Source organism: Pseudomonas sp. GW456-12-1-14-TSB6, from assembly GCF_059424205.1.
This window is the reverse complement of the sequence record NZ_JBWKZE010000006.1, coordinates 1-17,379: the sequence shown is the minus strand read 5'-3', so window position 1 is coordinate 17,379 and position 17,379 is coordinate 1. Positions and strand designations below refer to the sequence as shown.

Here is a 17,379-nt window from a genome sequence, read left to right as displayed (position 1 = left end):
GCCGCGCACAAAAAAGCCGACGCATAGCGTCGGCTTTTGTTTTTCCGGCGTGATCAGCCGCGGGTGTAGACGATCTCTTTGGCGCCGCCTTCGCAGGTGCCGACGACTTTGCCGCCACTGGCCGCACCCTTGTCGACAATCTCCAGCGAATACCCGGAAACGCCCTTGGCATCCAGCTTGGCCGCGATTTCAGCCTTCAGTTCTTCACAGGGCTTGCCGGCAGCAAACGCACCACCCGCAAGGCTCAACAAACCTACTGCCAATATCAACTTCTTCATCGGTCGCACTCCCTGGTCGGATTAATTAAGGCGGGCATCGAGCCGTTCGCTCGATGCACTCACCTCGTAGCGCATTGCCATTCCTATGGCACTCGGCCAGCGCGCAAGTTCAGAAGCGTAGACCAAACTCAGCTGCTGGCTATCCGGAACCCGACTTTCAGGGTCACTTGAAAGTGGGCAGCCTTGCCATCCTTGATGTGGCCGCGGGTTTCGGTCACTTCAAACCATTCCAGATGCTTGATGCTCTTGTTGGCCTCGGCCAACGCATTGTTGATGGCGTCTTCGATGCTGCTGGTGGACGAACCGACCAGCTCGACTTTCTTGTAGGTGTGATGGTCACTCATGGTGTTCTCCTTGAAGTGTGCAATTGAGCCTAGCAGCGATTTGCCGTGTTGATTTCGGCGATCCGGACAAGAGGAAGTTCAGATTTTCTGCACTTTCCAGAAACGCTGAAGTCCCAACCAACACACGCCACTCATCACCAATGCAGGAGAGCCACCATGGCCAACACCTCGTTACGCAAAGCCTCGTTGCAAAGCATGGAAGCGGAGATCGAGAGTCTGCTCAAGTCGTTGGAAAGCCTGAAGGACGACGCTTCTGACGAGTCGCGCAAGACCCTCAAGGCGCTCAAGAGCAACGCTGAAAGCGCGCTGAAACATTCGCGCAGCCTGCTCAGCGATGCCTACGAAGAAGTCAAAGTCAAAACCCGCGAGACCGGGATCGCCACCCGCGATTACGCGCAGGAACACCCGTGGACGACTGCCGGTGTGGCGGTCGGTGCGCTGGGTCTGCTGGCCGCTTACTTGCTGTTCAAGCGCGGCGAGTGATCCGTCTGGCGCAGCTCGTTCCTGAGCCACTGCGCCAATTGCCGGGCGCGTCCGTCCGCGGCGCGCTTGGGTAGCCACAACGCCAGTTGCGCCGGGGTTTCACTGAAACCCCATGGCGCGACCAGGCGTCCGGCCTTCAAGTCTTCGGTCACCAGCGGTTCCGGTGCGATTGCCACGCCCAACCCGGCGACGGCCGCTTCCAGCAAGTAATACAAATGTTCGAAACCTTGCCCCAGTTTTAACGCCTTGGCGTCGAAGCCGCTTTGCTGCGCCCAGCTCGGCCAGGCTTGCGGGCGTGAAGTCGTGTGCAGCAAGGGCTCGTCCAGCAGGGCGATGGGCGGTGCCGATTGCAGGCGCTGGTAGCCGCTGAACAGCGGGCTCATGACCGGGCCGATGCGCTCGCTGGCCAGCTCGTAGACTTGCATGTCTGCCGGCCATGGCGGTTCGGCGAACAGCAGCAATGCATCCAGTCCCGGACGGCGCGGGTCGAGATCGCCTTCGCCGGCTGACAGGTGCAGACGTAAATCCGGCAGATCCGCATTCAAGCGTCCCAATCGCGGAATGAACCAGCGCGCCAGCAGGCTGCCGGAGCAACCGAGCACGAACGGCGCATCGGCGGTGCTTTGGGTCAGTTCGGCGCAGACGCTGCGCAAGCGGTCGAACGCCTCGCCGCTGGCATCGCGCAGGCGGATGCCGGCATCTGTGAGTTTCAGGCCACGACCGTCCTTGACGAAAAGACTGACGCCGAGATGCTCTTCCAGCACCTTGAGCTGGCGGCTGACCGCACCGTGGGTGACGTGCAGTTGCTCTGCAGCCTGGCTGACACTGTTCAGGCGGGCGGTGGCTTCGAAGGCGCGCAGGGCGTTCAGCGGGGGAAGGTCATGGCTCATGATATCTGTGAGTTTTCCTGACAGGTTGTGGCGATCTTATCGGTTTTCAGCCTGGAAGGTCAGGGGTAGAGTGAACGCCATTGTCTTCTCGTGAAATCCGCTGGAGCGAACCATGACCCAGACTTCGAACACCTCCGATCTGCGTAACGGCCCTGACGCCAACGGCCTGTTTGGCTCGTTCGGCGGCCGTTATGTCGCGGAAACCCTGATGCCGTTGATCCTCGACCTGGCCCGCGAATACGAGGCGGCCAAGGAAGATCCGGCGTTCAAAGAAGAATTGGCCTACTTCCAGCGCGACTACGTCGGACGTCCGAGCCCGCTGTATTTCGCCGAGCGCCTGACCGAGTTCTGCGGTGGCGCCAAGATCTACCTCAAGCGCGAAGAGCTGAACCACACCGGCGCGCACAAGATCAACAACTGCATCGGCCAGATCCTGCTGGCGCGGCGCATGGGCAAGAAACGCATCATCGCCGAGACCGGAGCCGGTATGCACGGCGTAGCCACCGCCACCGTGGCTGCGCGTTTTGGTCTGGACTGCGTGATCTACATGGGCACCACTGACATCGAACGCCAGCAGGCCAACGTGTTCCGCATGAAGTTGCTGGGCGCCGAGGTGATTCCGGTGGTCGCCGGCACCGGCACCCTGAAAGACGCGATGAACGAAGCGCTGCGTGACTGGGTGACCAACGTCGACAGCACCTTCTACCTGATCGGCACCGTGGCCGGTCCGCACCCTTATCCAGCCATGGTTCGTGACTTCCAGGCCGTAATCGGCAAGGAAACCCGCGATCAGTTGCAAACCCAAGAAGGTCGCCTGCCGGACAGCCTGGTGGCGTGCATCGGCGGTGGTTCCAATGCCATGGGCCTGTTCCACCCGTTCCTCGACGACAAGAGCGTCGAGATCATCGGCGTCGAAGCCGCCGGTTACGGCATCGAGACCGGCAAGCACGCGGCCAGCCTCAACGGCGGTGTACCGGGTGTGCTGCACGGCAACCGCACCTTCCTGCTGCAAGACGACGATGGCCAGATCATCGACGCCCACTCGATTTCCGCCGGCCTCGACTATCCGGGCATCGGCCCTGAGCACGCGTGGTTGCATGACATCGGCCGCGTCCAGTACACCTCGGTGACCGACGACGAAGCCCTGGCTGCGTTCCACCAGTGCTGCCGTCTGGAAGGGATCATTCCGGCACTGGAAAGCGCCCATGCCCTGGCCGAAGTCTTCAAACGCGCACCGAAACTGCCGAAGGATCACCTGATGGTGGTCAACCTGTCCGGTCGCGGCGACAAAGACATGCAGACCGTCATGCACCACATGGAACATTCTCAACAAGAGCAATCGAAGCAGGAGAAACACTGATGAGCCGCCTGCAAACCCGCTTTGCCGAACTCAAGGAACAGAACCGCGCCGCCCTGGTGACCTTCGTCACTGCTGGCGACCCGGACTACGACACCTCGCTGGCGATCCTCAAGGGCCTGCCGAAAGCCGGTGCCGACGTGATCGAACTGGGCATGCCGTTCACCGACCCGATGGCCGACGGCCCGGCGATTCAGCTGGCGAACATCCGTGCCTTGGGCGCCAAACAGAACCTGATCAAAACCCTGCAAATGGTTCGCGAGTTCCGTGAAGGCAACAGCGACACCCCGCTGGTGCTGATGGGTTACTTCAACCCGATCCACAAGTTCGGCGTCGAGCGCTTCATCGCTGAAGCCAAAGAGGCCGGCGTTGATGGCCTGATCGTGGTCGACATGCCGCCGGAGCATAACTCGGAGCTGTGCGACCCGGCCCAGGCGGCGGGCATCGACTTCATCCGTCTGACCACTCCTACCACCGATGATGCGCGTCTGCCGAAAGTGTTGAACGGCAGCTCCGGCTTTGTTTACTACGTGTCGGTTGCCGGTGTGACCGGCGCCGGTGCGGCGACTCTGGAACACGTCGAGGAAGCGGTGGCACGTCTGCGTCGTCATACCGATCTGCCGATCAGCATCGGTTTTGGTATCCGCACGCCGGAGCAGGCGGCGTCCATCGCACGCCTGGCCGACGGTGTGGTGGTGGGCTCGGCGCTGATCGATCACATCGCCAACGCGACCACACCGGACCAGGCCATCGACGGCGTGCTGAGCTTGTGTTCGGCGCTGTCCGAAGGCGTGCGTAAGGCTCGCGTCAGCTGAAGGTAAAGTTCCTGATACAGAGGAATTAGAGCCTCCAAGCACAGACTAACCAAGCAAGACCGAGGGATTCAGAACCACGTTCTGAATCCCTTTTTGCTGTCAGTGCAGTGAGGAAAGACCCGATGAAAATGCCGAAACGTCTGATTGCCAGTCTGGGCGTGCTGATAATCAGCGCGACACCGCTGCTGGCCAGCGCTGATCCGCGCGACGATCACGACCACGGCGGCCCGCAGCAGGGCCACTACGACAATCGCGGTGGTGATCACCATGATTGGCAAAGCAACCATCGCGGCGGCCCGCCGCCTCGGGACTTCGGCCCGGTGCGTCAGGTGATCCGCGACAATCATGGCTACTTCGTGCGCGGTGCGCCGCCACCTCCAGGCATCCACCTGGTACGTGGCCGGCCGCTGCCCCACGGCTATTACGGCGAGCGGCTGGATAACCGGGCGTTGAGTCGTCTGCCGTATTACCCGGGTTATGAATGGCGTCGTGCCGGCGGTGACATCGTGCTGATCGCGGTGGGCACTGGGGTCGTTTACGAAGTACTGGATGGCGTTCTGTACTGACCGTCAGGCAATAAAAAAGACCGCAGCCTTTACGGGCTGTGGTCTTTTGTTTTCAGGGCTGTTGTTCAGGGCAACTCCAATCCGCCCGAGGCTTTGTGCAGTTTGCGCAGATGTTCGCCGATCTGCTTTACGTTGGCCTCGCTGGCCGCAATCTCGGCTGCTCGTTTGGGCTCCAGCAGCGCGCGCACTTCCTTATCCAGATCGCCGGTCAGGGCCAGCAATTGTTTCTGGCGCTGGCTGCTTTCTGCTTCCAGTCGGCTGAATTCGCTAGGTTGCGGCAGGCCATAACCTCGGGAGTCGAGCAATTCTGCCGGTCGGCTGAGGAAGCCGCTGTTGGCGAGAATCTGCTGCAAGGTTGCGTTGGCCTTGTCCATGCCACCGTTCTCCAGCTCACGGGCGCCGAGGTAGCGTTGCTTGACCTCATCCTGAGCCAGCAGCAGTTGGCGGCGGAAACTGGCCTGTTCCAGCAATAGCAGTGCGGCACTGGTGCGCAGGTCGGCCCGTTCGAACCAGGGGCGACGCTCTTCGGCGGACAGCGAAAGCCATTCTTCAACGGTTGTCTGCTTGATCGGAAGCTGCTTCTTCAACACATCGAACATCGCCTGATAACGGTCACGGAACGAGTCAAAGCGATAACCCAGGCGCAGCGCTTCTTTCGGATCATCAAGCACGCTGGTGTCGGCCAGGCCGCGCCCCTTCAGCACTTCCAGCAAGCCGTTGGGCATGATGCTGTCGAGGCCGGTGAGCCGGGCGTTGTTGCTGCCGCTGCGCAACAGTTTCAGGCCTTCCACTGCACAGTTGTTGGAGAGGAAGAAGTAATTGCCGTCGTAGCTCCAGTGCATTTCGGCGGCGTGTTCGACCACTCCCTCGATTTCGCTGCGCGAGAGATTCAGCGGCACCGACGCCAGGCTGCGCAGTTCGGTCTTGGTGTATTCGTCGATCACCTGCGCCAGCGGCAACACGAATAGGCGCGACGGGTACTTGCCGACCAGCCCGTCCCAGCTCGACAACTGCACGTCGCCGACGAAGGCGCGGTATGACAGCACCAGATGCTGGTCCAGATCCAGTCGGCAGTCAGGCCCGCGTGGCCGCCCCGGTGCGCAGATCACCAGACGCAACATGCTGTGGCCCCAACGACTGACCCAGTTCTGGTTGGCTTCGGCCAACAGGTAATCCACCGCGTACACGCGTTCCGGATCGACCTGGCCCAGGGGCTGTTTGGCAAAATCGTTGCCGGCGTTGAGGAAGGCGAAGGTTTTGGCGCATTCATCCTTTGCTGGCGGTGCCCAGCCGAAGTGTTCCTGGTAATAGCGATACAGCGCCGGGCGACGGCAGGCGTAGCTCGGGTCGAGGAGGAAATACTCCATGTTGACCGCGACAAACTCCTTCGGGCTGGAGATTTCGTAGAGGTCGGGGCTGCGAGCGATCTGCCGGTTGTGCTGTTCCCGCTCACCCCGACGCCCGACGTATTGCTGCCAGCCGGCGAGATCGAGCAGGCGTGGATCATCGCTGAGGGTGAAGCGCCGACCGTTCTGGCCGCGGCACTCATCGGGAATGCCGATCAGCCCGGCGCTGTTATTGCGCCGGGTGCAGCGCTGGATCAGCGTGCGTTCGGCCGCCGGCCACAAGCGCGCGCGATCGTAAATGTGGGTGATTTCGTGCAGCACCGTGGCCAGCAGTTCTCGGCGAACGGTGCCATGGGGGCGATTGGTTTTTTCTTTGGCCGCGCTGCCATCGGTTAGTCCGGCGAGCAGTTTGCGGTTCAGGTCCAGCTCGGAGACGAGCGTTGCCTGGCCGTAGGCGTTGCCAGGCATATCGTCGGTCCAGCCGACATCGATGCGCCGGTCCAGGCGTTCGATGAAGCTCGGCGGCAATGCCTGCATGGCCTCATCGAGCAGCGCCTGGCTGGCCTGTTGTTGGGCGGGGCTCAAACCATCGGTCTTGAGCCGCAATTGCAGGCCGGCGTGGGCGCTGTTGCCAAGCAGCAACAACGCCCCGGCCAGCAGCCAGGCGCCGAGTGACCTCACAGTGCGAGGATGGCTTCGGCGAGTACCTGATCACTGGCGTCGCGGGCTTCCGGCACGCGGGTGCGCAAGGTTTTGAAGGCCGCTTCCAGGTTTGCACCACGGATATCACCGTCGCTGGCCACGAAACTGGCAGCGTCGTCATGGGCTTCGCGGATGATTTTCGAATCGCGAATCGACGTAGTGGTGTCGGAGGTGAAATCGATGGTGCGCTGGGAGGCGCGGACGATGATGTTACTGGTGGCTACCAGGGTGTGTGCCTGGGCCATATCGGCCAACAACAGCAGGCCAAGGGCGGCAGCAATCAGCGGGCTACGCATGGAACGACTCCGAAAGGACAGGGATGACTATTGGACGAGAATTGCCTGTGCCAGTTCAAGGTCACTGACATGAAGTTTTGGCCGGCTCTTGCGCAGGTAATGCAGCGCAGATTCGAGCTGTGCGCCGCGCATCTGGCCGTCACTGGCAACGAACGCTGCGGCATCGTCGTGCGCGGCGATGATCAGTTTACGGTCGAACGGTGCGGAAGAAACCATGCCCGTGGCCCAGACGCTGACGACGGTGTTCTGTGTGGACACATCGAAGGCGTCTGCCAGAGGAATCCAGCAGGCGGTGAGCAGTAAAGAAGGGATAAGCAGATTTGAAAGAAAACGCATGGGACTCGGCAACTGTTGGCGAGTCCCAAGGCTAGCGCAATGCCCGGACTAGAGCCAGCGCCGAAACATCGGGACACGACCGGCGTGTCCCGCGATGCCCCTGTCGCTTAGATCGTCAGAATGGCCTGGGCCAGCTGTGCGTCGGTCGCGTTCAGTTGCGGAGCCTGATGACGGATGTGATCCAGTGCGCTCTCCAGTTTCACGCCACGGATTTCACCTTCGCTGGCTACGAAGCTGGCAGCGTCGTCACGGGCAGCGAGCACGATCTTGTCGTCACGGAAGGACGAAGTAACGTCGGAGGTGGCATCGGAAGAGGACTTGAGCGCGCCAACTACGGCGTCGGTGGTCACGATGAAGCTGGTGGCGCTGGCGTTGGCGGCGACGGCCAGCAGAGCGGCGGCGCTGAGCAGACGAAGACGGGACATGGGAGAACTCCTGTGGATAAACCGTATTGAGAGGTGGCTCGGTGTCTGAAGGTCAGACGCCAGTTGCACAGCATTCGCCACGTTCTGAATGGAGCTTAGGCTTCCGTTGCAACTTCGCACAGTGGTCAGGATGCTGGCCTGAACCGATTTCTCGTAACTGTACCTGTCTTGAATTTAAGTATGAGAACTGTACCTGTCCGATGATCGAGGGTGGCTACTCGGTTTTCTCAGGGCACAAACGACAAGACCCGTCGCGGTTTCCCGCGACGGGTCTTGTTTATTCAATTCGGGTTGCTGGCGGTGGGTCTAGCGACCAGAGCCAGCGACGCTGCTTAGCGCCAGAACGGCTTGCTCAGCTCTTCGTAGCGTTGTGCTTCGCTGATACCGGCATCGGCCAGCAGACGCGAATCCAGGCGAGCCAGTTGGTGGCGGCTGGAGATGCGGCGCTGCCACAACATCAGGTTGGCGATAACGCGCAGAGGCAGGGAAGCCTGGGTTTTTACAGCTTTGTCTTCGAAGAACAGTTCGGAACTGAGTGTACGTTCCATGGTTGACATCCTTCCGCTTGTGGCGGGATTAGGTAGTGGTTTAACTGGTGCCCATGATCCTCTCGTTTGGCCAGACTCTCTAGATACAGTTCACCTGTATTGTGAGTGACCAGTTAACTGTTTATAGGGGGTGTACGGGTCAAAATTGCGCAAACTGTACTTGTCTGCGCTTATTTGGTGCATTTTTACCCAAATCGATGATTAGAGTAGGCAAAAGCCGTAGGAAAAGACCGGTACAGCAGTACAGTTTTTGACGGCTGCGGCGGTTTTCAAAATTCCGCTGACGAAACTGTGTTTGCGCCAGCGGAAAATCTGTGCGGATTACACCGCCAGCATGCGTCCGGTTTCTTCCAGATTGATGTGCCAGCTCAGGGCGTCACGCAGGATGTGCGGGGTGTGGCCGCCGATCGCACAGGCTTTTTCGAAGTAATCGTTCAGCGCCGGGCGGTAATCCGGGTGCACGCAATTATCGATGATGACCCGGGCGCGTTCCCGTGGCGCCAGGCCGCGCAGGTCGGCCAGGCCCACTTCGGTCACCAGGATGTCGACGTCATGCTCGGTATGGTCGACGTGGCTGACCATTGGCACCACGCTGGAAATCGCGCCGCCCTTGGCGATCGACTTGGTCACGAACACCGCCAGGTGTGCGTTGCGCGCGAAGTCGCCCGAGCCGCCAATGCCGTTCATCATCCGCGTGCCGCAGACGTGGGTGGAGTTGACGTTGCCATAGATGTCGAACTCAAGGGCGGTGTTGATGCCGATGATGCCCAGGCGCCGCACCACCTCCGGGTGGTTGGAGATTTCCTGCGGACGCAATACCAGCTTGTCCTTGTACTTCTCCAGATTGCCGAACACGTCGCTGTTGCGCCGCTCCGACAGAGTGATCGAGCTGCCCGAGGCGAAGCTCAGCTTGCCCGCATCAATCAGGTCAAAGGTCGAGTCTTGCAGCACTTCGGAATACATGGTCAGGTCTTCGAACGGCGAATCGATCAGCCCGCACATCACCGCGTTGGCGATGTTGCCGATTCCGGCCTGCAACGGGCCGAGCTTGTTGGTCATGCGCCCGGCATCGACTTCCTGCTTGAGGAAGGTGATCAGGTGATCGGCGATGGCTTTGGTATCGACATCCGGCGACGACACGGTGGACGGCGAGTCCGACTGTTGGGTGATGACGATGGCGACGATTTTCTCCGGCGGGATCGGGATCGCAGTGCTGCCGATGCGGTCGTCGACCTTTACCAGCGGGATGGGCGTGCGGGTCGGGCGATAGGTCGGGATATAGATGTCGTGCAGACCTTCGAGGTTGGCGTTGTGCGCCAGGTTGATCTCGACGATCACGTGTTTGGCGAAGATCGCGAAGCTCGCCGAGTTGCCCACCGAAGTGGTCGGCACGATGTGGCCCTGTTCGGTGATGGCCACAGCTTCGATGACGGCGATGTCCGGCAGCTTCAGTTGCTGGTTGCGCAATTGCTCGACAGTTTCCGACAGGTGCTGGTCGATGAACATCACTTCGCCGGCGTTGATTGCCTTGCGCAAGGTGCTGTCGACCTGAAACGGCATGCGCCGGGACAGCACGCCAGCCTCGGTCAGTTGCTTGTCGAGGTCATTGCCCAGACTGGCGCCGGTCATCAGGCTGATCTTCAGCGGCGTGACCTTGGCTCGCTCGGCCAGCGCATGGGGCACGGCCTTGGCTTCGCCGGCGCGGGTGAAGCCGCTCATGCCGACGGTCATGCCGTCCTCAATCAGCGCAGCGGCGTCGGCGGCGCTCATCACTTTATCCAACAACGAAGGCAGGCGAATACGGTCACGGTACATGGATTATTTTCTCGGGCAGCGAGTAGCAGGATGCGCAGTCTAGTGAATTTCGCGAGCGCCTGTCCCGCTACCAAGGTCGCAAACGAGGCGTCTATTTAGCGGGTTTCAAGTAAAACACCGTTACCGGATCTGCAACAACGCGGCAAATTGTCCGACGGTTTGCGCAAACAAAAACGCCCCGACAAGTCGGGGCGTTCGGTGTTGCCGGCGAGGGTTACTCGACCGCTTTGACCATGTCTTCGATGACTTTCTTCGCGTCGCCGAACACCATCATGGTCTTGTCCAGATAGAACAGTTCGTTGTCCAGACCGGCATAGCCACTGGCCATCGAGCGCTTGTTGACGATGATGGTCTTGGCCTTGAACGCTTCGAGGATCGGCATGCCGGCAATCGGCGATTTCGGATCGTTCTTGGCAGCCGGGTTGACCACGTCGTTGGCGCCCAGCACCAGCACCACGTCGGCCTGACCGAACTCGGAGTTGATGTCTTCCATCTCGAACACCTGGTCGTACGGCACTTCGGCCTCGGCCAGCAGTACGTTCATGTGCCCAGGCATCCGACCGGCCACCGGGTGGATCGCGTATTTCACGGTCACGCCATGGTGGGTCAGCTTCTCGGTCAGCTCTTTCAATGCGTGCTGTGCACGGGCCACCGCCAGGCCGTAACCCGGAACGATGATCACGGTGTCGGCGTTGGTCAGCAGGAACGTCGCGTCGTCAGCCGAACCGGATTTCACCGGACGGGCTTCCTTCTCACCGGCAGGACCGGCTTCTGCTGTATTGCCGAAACCGCCGAGCAGTACATTAAAGAAGGAACGGTTCATCGCCTTGCACATGATGTACGAGAGGATCGCACCGCTCGAACCCACCAGGGAACCGGCAATGATCAGCATCGAGTTGTTCAGCGAGAAGCCGATACCCGCCGCCGCCCAGCCGGAATAGCTGTTGAGCATCGACACCACCACCGGCATGTCGGCGCCGCCGATCGGGATGATGATCAGCACGCCCATGACGAACGCGAGAGCCAGCATCAGCGCGAACGCGGCGAGGTTGCCGGTCAGCATGAAGGTGACGCCGAGGATCAGCGTCGCCAGACCCAGTACCGCGTTCAGCTTGTGCTGACCGTTGAACTGTACCGGTGCACCCTGGAACAGACGGAACTTGTATTTGCCCGACAGCTTGCCGAACGCGATCACTGAACCGGAGAAGGTGATTGCACCGATGGCGGCGCCCAGGAACAGCTCCAGACGGTTACCCGCCGGGATCGAGTCGCCCAGTTGCTTGACGATGCCCAGCGACTGCGGCTCGACCACGGCAGCAATGGCGATGAACACCGCTGCCAGACCGATCATGCTGTGCATGAACGCAACCAGTTCCGGCATCTTGGTCATTTCAACGCGTTTGGCCATGATCGAACCGGCGGTGCCGCCGATCAGCAGGCCGACGATCACGTAACCGATGCCAGCAGTCGCAAGCTCAGCGCCCAGCTTATAGATAAGGCCGACAGTGGTGATGATTGCCAGTGCCATGCCGAGCATGCCGAACAGGTTGCCGCGGCGCGACGTGGTCGGGTGCGACAGACCCTTGAGGGCCTGGATAAAGCAGATCGACGCGATCAGGTAGAGCGTCGTGACGAGATTCATGCTCATTACTTCGGCGCCTCTTCTTTTGCTTTCGGGGCTTTCTTCTTGAACATCTCAAGCATGCGGCGGGTGACCAGGAAGCCACCGAACACGTTGACCGCGGCCAGTGCCACGGCGAGGGTGCCCATGGTCTTGCCCAGCGGGGTGACAGTCAGTGCGGCGGCGAGCATGGCGCCGACGATCACGATCGCCGAAATGGCGTTGGTTACTGCCATCAGCGGCGTGTGCAGCGCGGGTGTAACGTTCCAGACCACGTGGTAACCGACATAAATCGCCAGCACGAAGATGATCAGGTTGTAGATACCGGGGGAGATAAGCTCTTCCATCGTCTGAATCCCTGCTTAGGCGTTTTTGCGGATGACTTGGCCGTCGCGGCACATCAGGCACGCGGCGACGATGTCGTCTTCGAGGTTCACTTCGAACTGGCCTTCTTTGGTGAAGACCAGCTTCAGGAAGTCCAGCAGGTTGCGTGCGTACAGCGCCGAGGCGTCTGCGGCGACTTCACCGGCAAGGTTGGTCGGGCCGACGATGGTCACGCCGTTCTCGATCACGACCTGATCGGCCACGGTCAGCGGGCAGTTGCCACCCTGTGCTGCCGCGAGGTCGATGACCACCGAGCCGGGTTTCATCTGCGCCACGGTGTCCGCGCTCAACAGCGTCGGTGCCTTGCGGCCCGGGATCAGTGCGGTGGTGATGACGATGTCAGCCTGCCTGGCGCGCTCGTGCACGGCCTGGGCCTGACGCTGCATCCAGCTCGCCGGCATCGGGCGTGCGTAACCGCCGACGCCGACCGCGCATTCGCGTTCTTCATCGGTCTCGTAAGGCACGTCGACGAACTTGGCGCCGAGGGATTCGATCTGTTCCTTCACGGCCGGACGTACGTCGGACGCTTCGATGACGGCACCCAGACGTTTCGCCGTGGCAATCGCCTGCAACCCGGCCACGCCAGCCCCCAGAATCAGCACGCGCGCCGCTTTCACGGTGCCCGCAGCGGTCATCAGCATCGGCATGAAGCGCGGATAGTAGTGGGCGGCCAGCAGCACCGCCTTATAGCCGGCAATGTTCGCCTGGGACGACAACACGTCGAGGCTCTGGGCCCGGGAGGTGCGTGGCGCCGCTTCCAGGGCGAACGCGGTAATCCCGCACTCGGCCATCTTCGCGATGGTGTCGTTGTTGAACGGGTTGAGCATGCCCACCAGCACCGTTCCGCGCTTGATCAGCGTCAGTTCGGCATCGCTTGGCGCGACCACTTTGAGAATCAGCTCGGCGCCAAACGCGTCATTGGCACTGCCAATGGTTGCGCCTGCCGCTTCATAGGCACTGTCGACAACGCTGGCTTTAACGCCGGCGCCGGTTTGCACAGTGACCTTATGACCTTGGCTGATCAGCTTTTTAATGGTTTCCGGGGTTGCAGCAACCCGTGTTTCACCGGTCTGGGTTTCGAGAGGAACACCAATGTGCACGTCAAATCTCCTGCGTGATCTTATTGAGTAAACCCATGCACTACGGATGGTGCGACTGGGGCGGCCGATCAGCACGATCCCGCCAAATCAGGGCGGGGCGCGGCATTTTGCAGGCGAAGTTTATGCCCTTCAAGGGATTATGACGGGTGACGGAAAATTAACTACAAGTCATCCCGTGACCGAATGTCGCAGATGGCCAGTTGAATCCCTTGCAGGCCGTGCCTTTCAAGGAGTCTGGATGAATTTGAAGAATTTTCTCATCGGTGACGTGAATAGGTCGCAATGAGTCGCGAATGAGGGCGCAAAGCCACGTCGTCAGGCGCTTGTGGGACGTCTGTACGACTTTCGGATACAGTCTGTCTATTTGCGACAAATAGTTATATCTGTAGGGCTTTGGTTTTCCTGACTACGGGGTTAGTAATCGCTGAGGCCCTTTATCCTTCTAGGTTGTAGCTGTGTGCCTGGTTCACCAGCCAATCGCGAAAAGCCTTGAGTGACGCCGATTCGACCTTTCGCTCCGGAATCATCAGGTAATACGCCTTGATGCTGGAGAGCGCGTTTGGGTTGGCAATCACCAGGCGTTTCTCGGCCAGTTCGCGCTGAATCAGGAACGGTGGGATCAGCGCGATGCCCATGTCGTGCATGGCAGCCTGGGCCAGCATGGAGAATAGCTCGTAGCGCGGACCTGTCATGTCGCGGGGGATGTTCAGGTGTTGCGAGTTGAACCACTGTCGCCAGGCGTAGGGGCGGGTGGTTTGCTGGAGCAGCGGCAGATCGGCGATTTTATCGGGTGTCAGATGCGTCTTGTTGCCGAGCAGGGCGGGACTGCATACCGGCATCGGATTCTCGCCCATCAACCTGTGGGATTCGGTACCGGACCAGTCGGCATCGCCAAAGTAGATGGCGGCATCGAAGTCAGTGTCGGCAAACAGGAATGGGCGCGTGCGATTCGTCAGGTTGACCGTCACTTCCGGGTGCTTGAGCTGGAAGTCCTTCAGCCTTGGCAACAACCATTGCGTGCCGAAGGTGGGCACCACGGCGAGTTCGATCACGTTGGTACCTTGCTGGCCCATCACCGACAGGGTGTCGCGTTCAACGGCGTCGAGTTGAGTGGCAACCCGGCGGCTGTAGGAAAGGCCCGCTTCTGTCAGTTTCACCCCGCGACGCGAGCGTCGGAAGAGTTCGACGCTGAGGAAGTCTTCCAGGCTGGCGATCTGTCGGCAAATGGCGCCCTGGGTGAGGGAAAGTTCTTCGGCGGCCTTGGTAAAGCTCTCGTGACGGGCGGCGGCTTCGAAGCTGATCAGGGCGGTGGTGCTGGGTATCTTGCGGCGCATGTACGTCAACCTCACTAATACATCGCTTAATCGGCATTTCGCGACGTTTCGGAGTGAGAAATTAGCACAACAGGATGCGAAATCCTCGTTTGCCGGGATGGCGAAGCGGGCCTAGGATCAATGCCACGTTAATTCACCCGATTTGCGAGGACTCACTCATGGGCGGTAAAGCTAGCTTCAACTGGATCGATCCACTGCTGCTGGATCAACAGCTGACTGAAGAAGAACGCATGATCCGCGACACTGCCGAGCAATTCGCCCAGCAGAGCCTCGCGCCACGCGTTCTGGAAGCCTTCCGCCATGAGAAGACCGATCCGGCGATCTTCCGTGAAATGGGCGAAGTCGGCCTGTTGGGCGCAACCATTCCCGAGCAGTACGGTGGCAGCGGCCTCAACTACGTCAGCTATGGCCTGATTGCCCGTGAAGTCGAGCGTGTCGACTCTGGCTACCGTTCGATGATGAGCGTGCAGTCTTCGCTGGTGATGGTGCCGATCAACGAATTCGGTACCGAAGCACAGAAACAGAAGTACCTGCCGAAACTGGCTTCCGGCGAGTGGATCGGCTGCTTCGGTCTGACCGAACCGAACCACGGCTCCGACCCGGGCGCGATGATTACGCGTGCACGCAAGGTCGATGGCGGCTACAGCCTGACCGGCGCCAAGATGTGGATCACCAACAGCCCGATCGCCGATGTGTTTGTGGTCTGGGCCAAAGATGATGCCGGCGACATCCGTGGCTTCGTACTGGAGAAGGGCTGGAAAGGCCTGAGCGCCCCGGCGATTCACGGCAAGGTCGGCCTGCGGGCTTCGATCACCGGCGAAATCGTCATGGATAACGTGTTCGTGCCGGAAGAGAACATCTTTCCGGACGTGCGTGGTCTGAAAGGTCCGTTCACCTGCCTCAACTCTGCACGTTATGGCATTTCCTGGGGTGCGCTGGGCGCGGCCGAGTTCTGCTGGCACACCGCTCGCCAGTACACCCTGGATCGTCAACAGTTCGGCCGTCCGCTGGCCGCTACTCAGTTGATCCAGAAGAAGCTGGCTGACATGCAGACCGAAATCACCCTGGCACTGCAAGGCTGCCTGCGTCTGGGGCGCATGAAGGATGAGGGCACTGCTGCGGTTGAAATTACTTCGATCATGAAGCGCAACTCTTGCGGCAAGTCTCTCGAGATCGCTCGTATGGCGCGTGACATGTTGGGCGGCAACGGGATCTCTGATGAGTTCGGTGTGGCCCGTCACCTGGTCAACCTAGAAGTGGTGAATACCTATGAAGGTACGCACGACGTTCACGCGCTGATCCTCGGCCGTGCGCAGACCGGCCTGCAGGCGTTCTATTAATAGGAGAGCGACCATGGGCGCGCTGTCGCATCTGCGGGTACTGGATTTATCGCGAGTGCTGGCCGGCCCGTGGGCTGGTCAGATCCTGGCCGATCTCGGGGCGGAAGTGATCAAGGTCGAGCGCCCGGGCAATGGTGACGACACTCGCGCCTGGGGGCCGCCCTTCCTGAAGGACGCTTACGGCGAGAACACCAGCGAGGCGGCTTATTACCTGTCGGCCAACCGCAACAAGCAATCGGTGACGATAGACTTCACGCGTCCCGAAGGTCAGAAGTTGGTTCGGGAGCTGGCAGCCAAGTCCGACATCCTGATCGAGAATTTCAAGGTGGGTGGTCTGGCGGCCTATGGCCTGGATTACGAGTCGTTGAAGGCGATCAATCCTGATCTGATCTATTGCTCGATCACCGGTTTCGGTCAAACCGGACCGTATGCGAAGCGTGCGGGTTATGACTTCATGATCCAGGGGCTCGGCGGTCTGATGAGCCTGACCGGGCGGCCCGAAGGTGATGAGGGTGCGGGGCCGGTGAAGGTGGGTGTGGCGCTCACGGATATCCTGACGGGGCTGTATTCGACCGTGGCGATTCTGGCGGCGCTGGCCCACCGTGATCACGATGGTGGTGGGCAGCATATCGATATGGCTTTGCTGGATGTGCAGGTGGCGTGCCTGGCCAACCAGGCGATGAACTACCTGACGACGGGCACTGCGCCAAAGCGGCTGGGGAATGCGCATCCGAATATTGTGCCGTACCAGGATTTTCCTACGGCTGACGGCGACTTCATTCTCACGGTGGGTAATGACGGGCAGTTCCGCAAGTTCGCCGAAGTGGCGGGGCAGCCGCAGTGGGCGGATGATCCGCGTTTCGCGACTAATAAGCTGCGAGTGGCGAATCGGGCCGTCCTGATTCCGCTGATCCGCCAGGCGACCGTTTTCAAGACCACCGCAGAGTGGGTAAGTCAGCTGGAGCAGGCGGGCGTGCCATGTGGGCCGATCAATGATCTATCACAGGTGTTCGAGGATCCACAGGTGAAGTCTCGCGGCTTGGCAATTGAGTTGCCTCACGTGCTGGCGGGGATGGTGCCGCAGGTGGCCAGCCCGATCCGGTTGTCGCGTACGCCTGTCGAGTATCACCGTGCGCCTCCTTTGCTGGGCGAGCATACGCTGGAGGTTTTACAGCGCGTGCTGGGCTTGGGGGCGGGTGCAGTGGCTGCGATGAAGGAGGATGGAGTGCTCTGAGAGTTCTCTCTATATAGAAAGGGTGCTGAATCCTTCTTCTATATAGAAGGACTTGAGTGCTTTTTGGCCTATCGGCAAGTTATTGAAAGAAAAGCGAAATTAAGTGTTGACGGCAGATTCTGAGTCTCTATAATTCGCCCCACTTCCGGCGCAGTCGAAACGGAA

Annotated in this window: 19 protein-coding genes; 6 read left to right on the top strand and 13 right to left on the bottom strand. The window is 60.3% G+C overall.

Annotation, left to right across the window (positions count from 1 at the left end; all coding sequences use genetic code 11):
* Window positions 1-53: 53 nt before the first annotated feature.
* A complete protein-coding gene (locus AC07Y2_RS07135; protein WP_039764805.1) occupies window positions 54-278 on the bottom strand; it encodes a DUF1161 domain-containing protein in 225 nt (74 codons plus the stop codon).
* 128 nt (window positions 279-406) lie between these two features.
* Window positions 407-622: a dodecin gene (locus AC07Y2_RS07130; protein WP_007953919.1), complete on the bottom strand. Its 216-nt coding sequence runs from the start codon at window positions 620-622 to the stop codon at window positions 407-409.
* 156 nt (window positions 623-778) lie between these two features.
* Between AC07Y2_RS07130 and AC07Y2_RS07125 the strand changes: the two genes are divergently transcribed.
* A complete protein-coding gene (locus AC07Y2_RS07125) occupies window positions 779-1,105 on the top strand; it encodes an ElaB/YgaM/YqjD family protein (protein ID WP_011331820.1) in 327 nt (108 codons plus the stop codon).
* On the opposite strand, the gene AC07Y2_RS07120 is transcribed toward AC07Y2_RS07125, so the two are convergent.
* Complete coding sequence (locus AC07Y2_RS07120; RefSeq protein WP_039764803.1) at window positions 1,078-1,995, bottom strand: LysR family transcriptional regulator; 918 nt, start codon at window positions 1,993-1,995, stop codon at window positions 1,078-1,080. The genes AC07Y2_RS07125 and AC07Y2_RS07120 overlap by 28 nt on opposite strands.
* Window positions 1,996-2,107: 112 nt before the next feature.
* Between AC07Y2_RS07120 and trpB the strand changes: the two genes are divergently transcribed.
* The 3 genes from trpB (at window position 2,108) to AC07Y2_RS07105 (ending at window position 4,733) form a co-directional block, all read left to right on the top strand.
* Window positions 2,108-3,355 carry a tryptophan synthase subunit beta gene (gene trpB / locus AC07Y2_RS07115; RefSeq protein ID WP_103385843.1) on the top strand — a complete coding sequence of 416 codons (1,248 nt, stop codon included), beginning with the start codon at window positions 2,108-2,110 and terminating at the stop codon, window positions 3,353-3,355.
* Window positions 3,355-4,167 carry a tryptophan synthase subunit alpha gene (trpA, locus tag AC07Y2_RS07110; RefSeq protein ID WP_074689738.1) on the top strand — a complete coding sequence of 271 codons (813 nt, stop codon included), beginning with the start codon at window positions 3,355-3,357 and terminating at the stop codon, window positions 4,165-4,167. Before trpB ends, trpA begins: the two co-directional genes overlap by 1 nt.
* Window positions 4,168-4,289: 122 nt before the next feature.
* Complete coding sequence (locus AC07Y2_RS07105) at window positions 4,290-4,733, top strand: anti-virulence regulator CigR family protein (protein WP_103385844.1); 444 nt, start codon at window positions 4,290-4,292, stop codon at window positions 4,731-4,733.
* 65 nt (window positions 4,734-4,798) lie between these two features.
* Here the strand turns inward: AC07Y2_RS07105 and AC07Y2_RS07100 are convergent, their stop codons facing one another.
* The 10 genes from AC07Y2_RS07100 to AC07Y2_RS07055 all read right to left on the bottom strand — a co-directional run bounded on the left by AC07Y2_RS07100 (window position 4,799) and on the right by AC07Y2_RS07055 (window position 14,640).
* Complete coding sequence (locus AC07Y2_RS07100; RefSeq protein WP_039764797.1) at window positions 4,799-6,760, bottom strand: DUF7844 domain-containing protein; 1,962 nt, start codon at window positions 6,758-6,760, stop codon at window positions 4,799-4,801.
* Window positions 6,757-7,077 (bottom strand): DUF2388 domain-containing protein, encoded by a 321-nt coding sequence (locus tag AC07Y2_RS07095; protein ID WP_039764795.1) that lies wholly within the window; start codon window positions 7,075-7,077, stop codon window positions 6,757-6,759. The genes AC07Y2_RS07100 and AC07Y2_RS07095 overlap by 4 nt, the downstream gene beginning before the upstream one ends.
* 27 nt (window positions 7,078-7,104) lie before the next feature.
* Window positions 7,105-7,413: a DUF2388 domain-containing protein gene (locus tag AC07Y2_RS07090; protein ID WP_064592548.1), complete on the bottom strand. Its 309-nt coding sequence runs from the start codon at window positions 7,411-7,413 to the stop codon at window positions 7,105-7,107.
* A gap of 107 nt (window positions 7,414-7,520) precedes the next feature.
* Window positions 7,521-7,838: a DUF2388 domain-containing protein gene (locus tag AC07Y2_RS07085; protein ID WP_007953908.1), complete on the bottom strand. Its 318-nt coding sequence runs from the start codon at window positions 7,836-7,838 to the stop codon at window positions 7,521-7,523.
* A gap of 332 nt (window positions 7,839-8,170) precedes the next feature.
* Window positions 8,171-8,386 (bottom strand): DUF1127 domain-containing protein, encoded by a 216-nt coding sequence (locus tag AC07Y2_RS07080; protein ID WP_011331828.1) that lies wholly within the window; start codon window positions 8,384-8,386, stop codon window positions 8,171-8,173.
* A gap of 321 nt (window positions 8,387-8,707) precedes the next feature.
* Window positions 8,708-10,201, bottom strand: coding sequence for a succinyl-CoA:acetate CoA-transferase ScpC (gene scpC, locus AC07Y2_RS07075; RefSeq protein WP_074689736.1), 1,494 nt, complete (start codon window positions 10,199-10,201; stop codon window positions 8,708-8,710).
* A gap of 214 nt (window positions 10,202-10,415) precedes the next feature.
* A complete protein-coding gene (locus tag AC07Y2_RS07070) occupies window positions 10,416-11,849 on the bottom strand; it encodes an NAD(P)(+) transhydrogenase (Re/Si-specific) subunit beta (protein ID WP_074689735.1) in 1,434 nt (477 codons plus the stop codon).
* Window positions 11,849-12,169 (bottom strand): NAD(P) transhydrogenase subunit alpha part 2, encoded by a 321-nt coding sequence (locus tag AC07Y2_RS07065; RefSeq protein ID WP_003220416.1) that lies wholly within the window; start codon window positions 12,167-12,169, stop codon window positions 11,849-11,851. Before AC07Y2_RS07065 ends, AC07Y2_RS07070 begins: the two co-directional genes overlap by 1 nt.
* A gap of 15 nt (window positions 12,170-12,184) precedes the next feature.
* A complete protein-coding gene (locus AC07Y2_RS07060) occupies window positions 12,185-13,306 on the bottom strand; it encodes a Re/Si-specific NAD(P)(+) transhydrogenase subunit alpha (protein WP_039764785.1) in 1,122 nt (373 codons plus the stop codon).
* A gap of 434 nt (window positions 13,307-13,740) precedes the next feature.
* Window positions 13,741-14,640: a LysR family transcriptional regulator gene (locus AC07Y2_RS07055; RefSeq protein ID WP_074689734.1), complete on the bottom strand. Its 900-nt coding sequence runs from the start codon at window positions 14,638-14,640 to the stop codon at window positions 13,741-13,743.
* A 158-nt stretch (window positions 14,641-14,798) separates the two neighbouring features.
* On the opposite strand from AC07Y2_RS07055, the gene AC07Y2_RS07050 reads away from it, so the two are divergent.
* Entirely contained in the window at window positions 14,799-15,980 is a 1,182-nt protein-coding gene (locus tag AC07Y2_RS07050) for an acyl-CoA dehydrogenase (protein WP_011331834.1), read from the top strand.
* Window positions 15,981-15,993: 13 nt separating this feature from the next.
* A complete protein-coding gene (locus AC07Y2_RS07045; RefSeq protein ID WP_103385845.1) occupies window positions 15,994-17,214 on the top strand; it encodes a CaiB/BaiF CoA transferase family protein in 1,221 nt (406 codons plus the stop codon).
* Window positions 17,215-17,379: the final 165 nt, after the last annotated feature.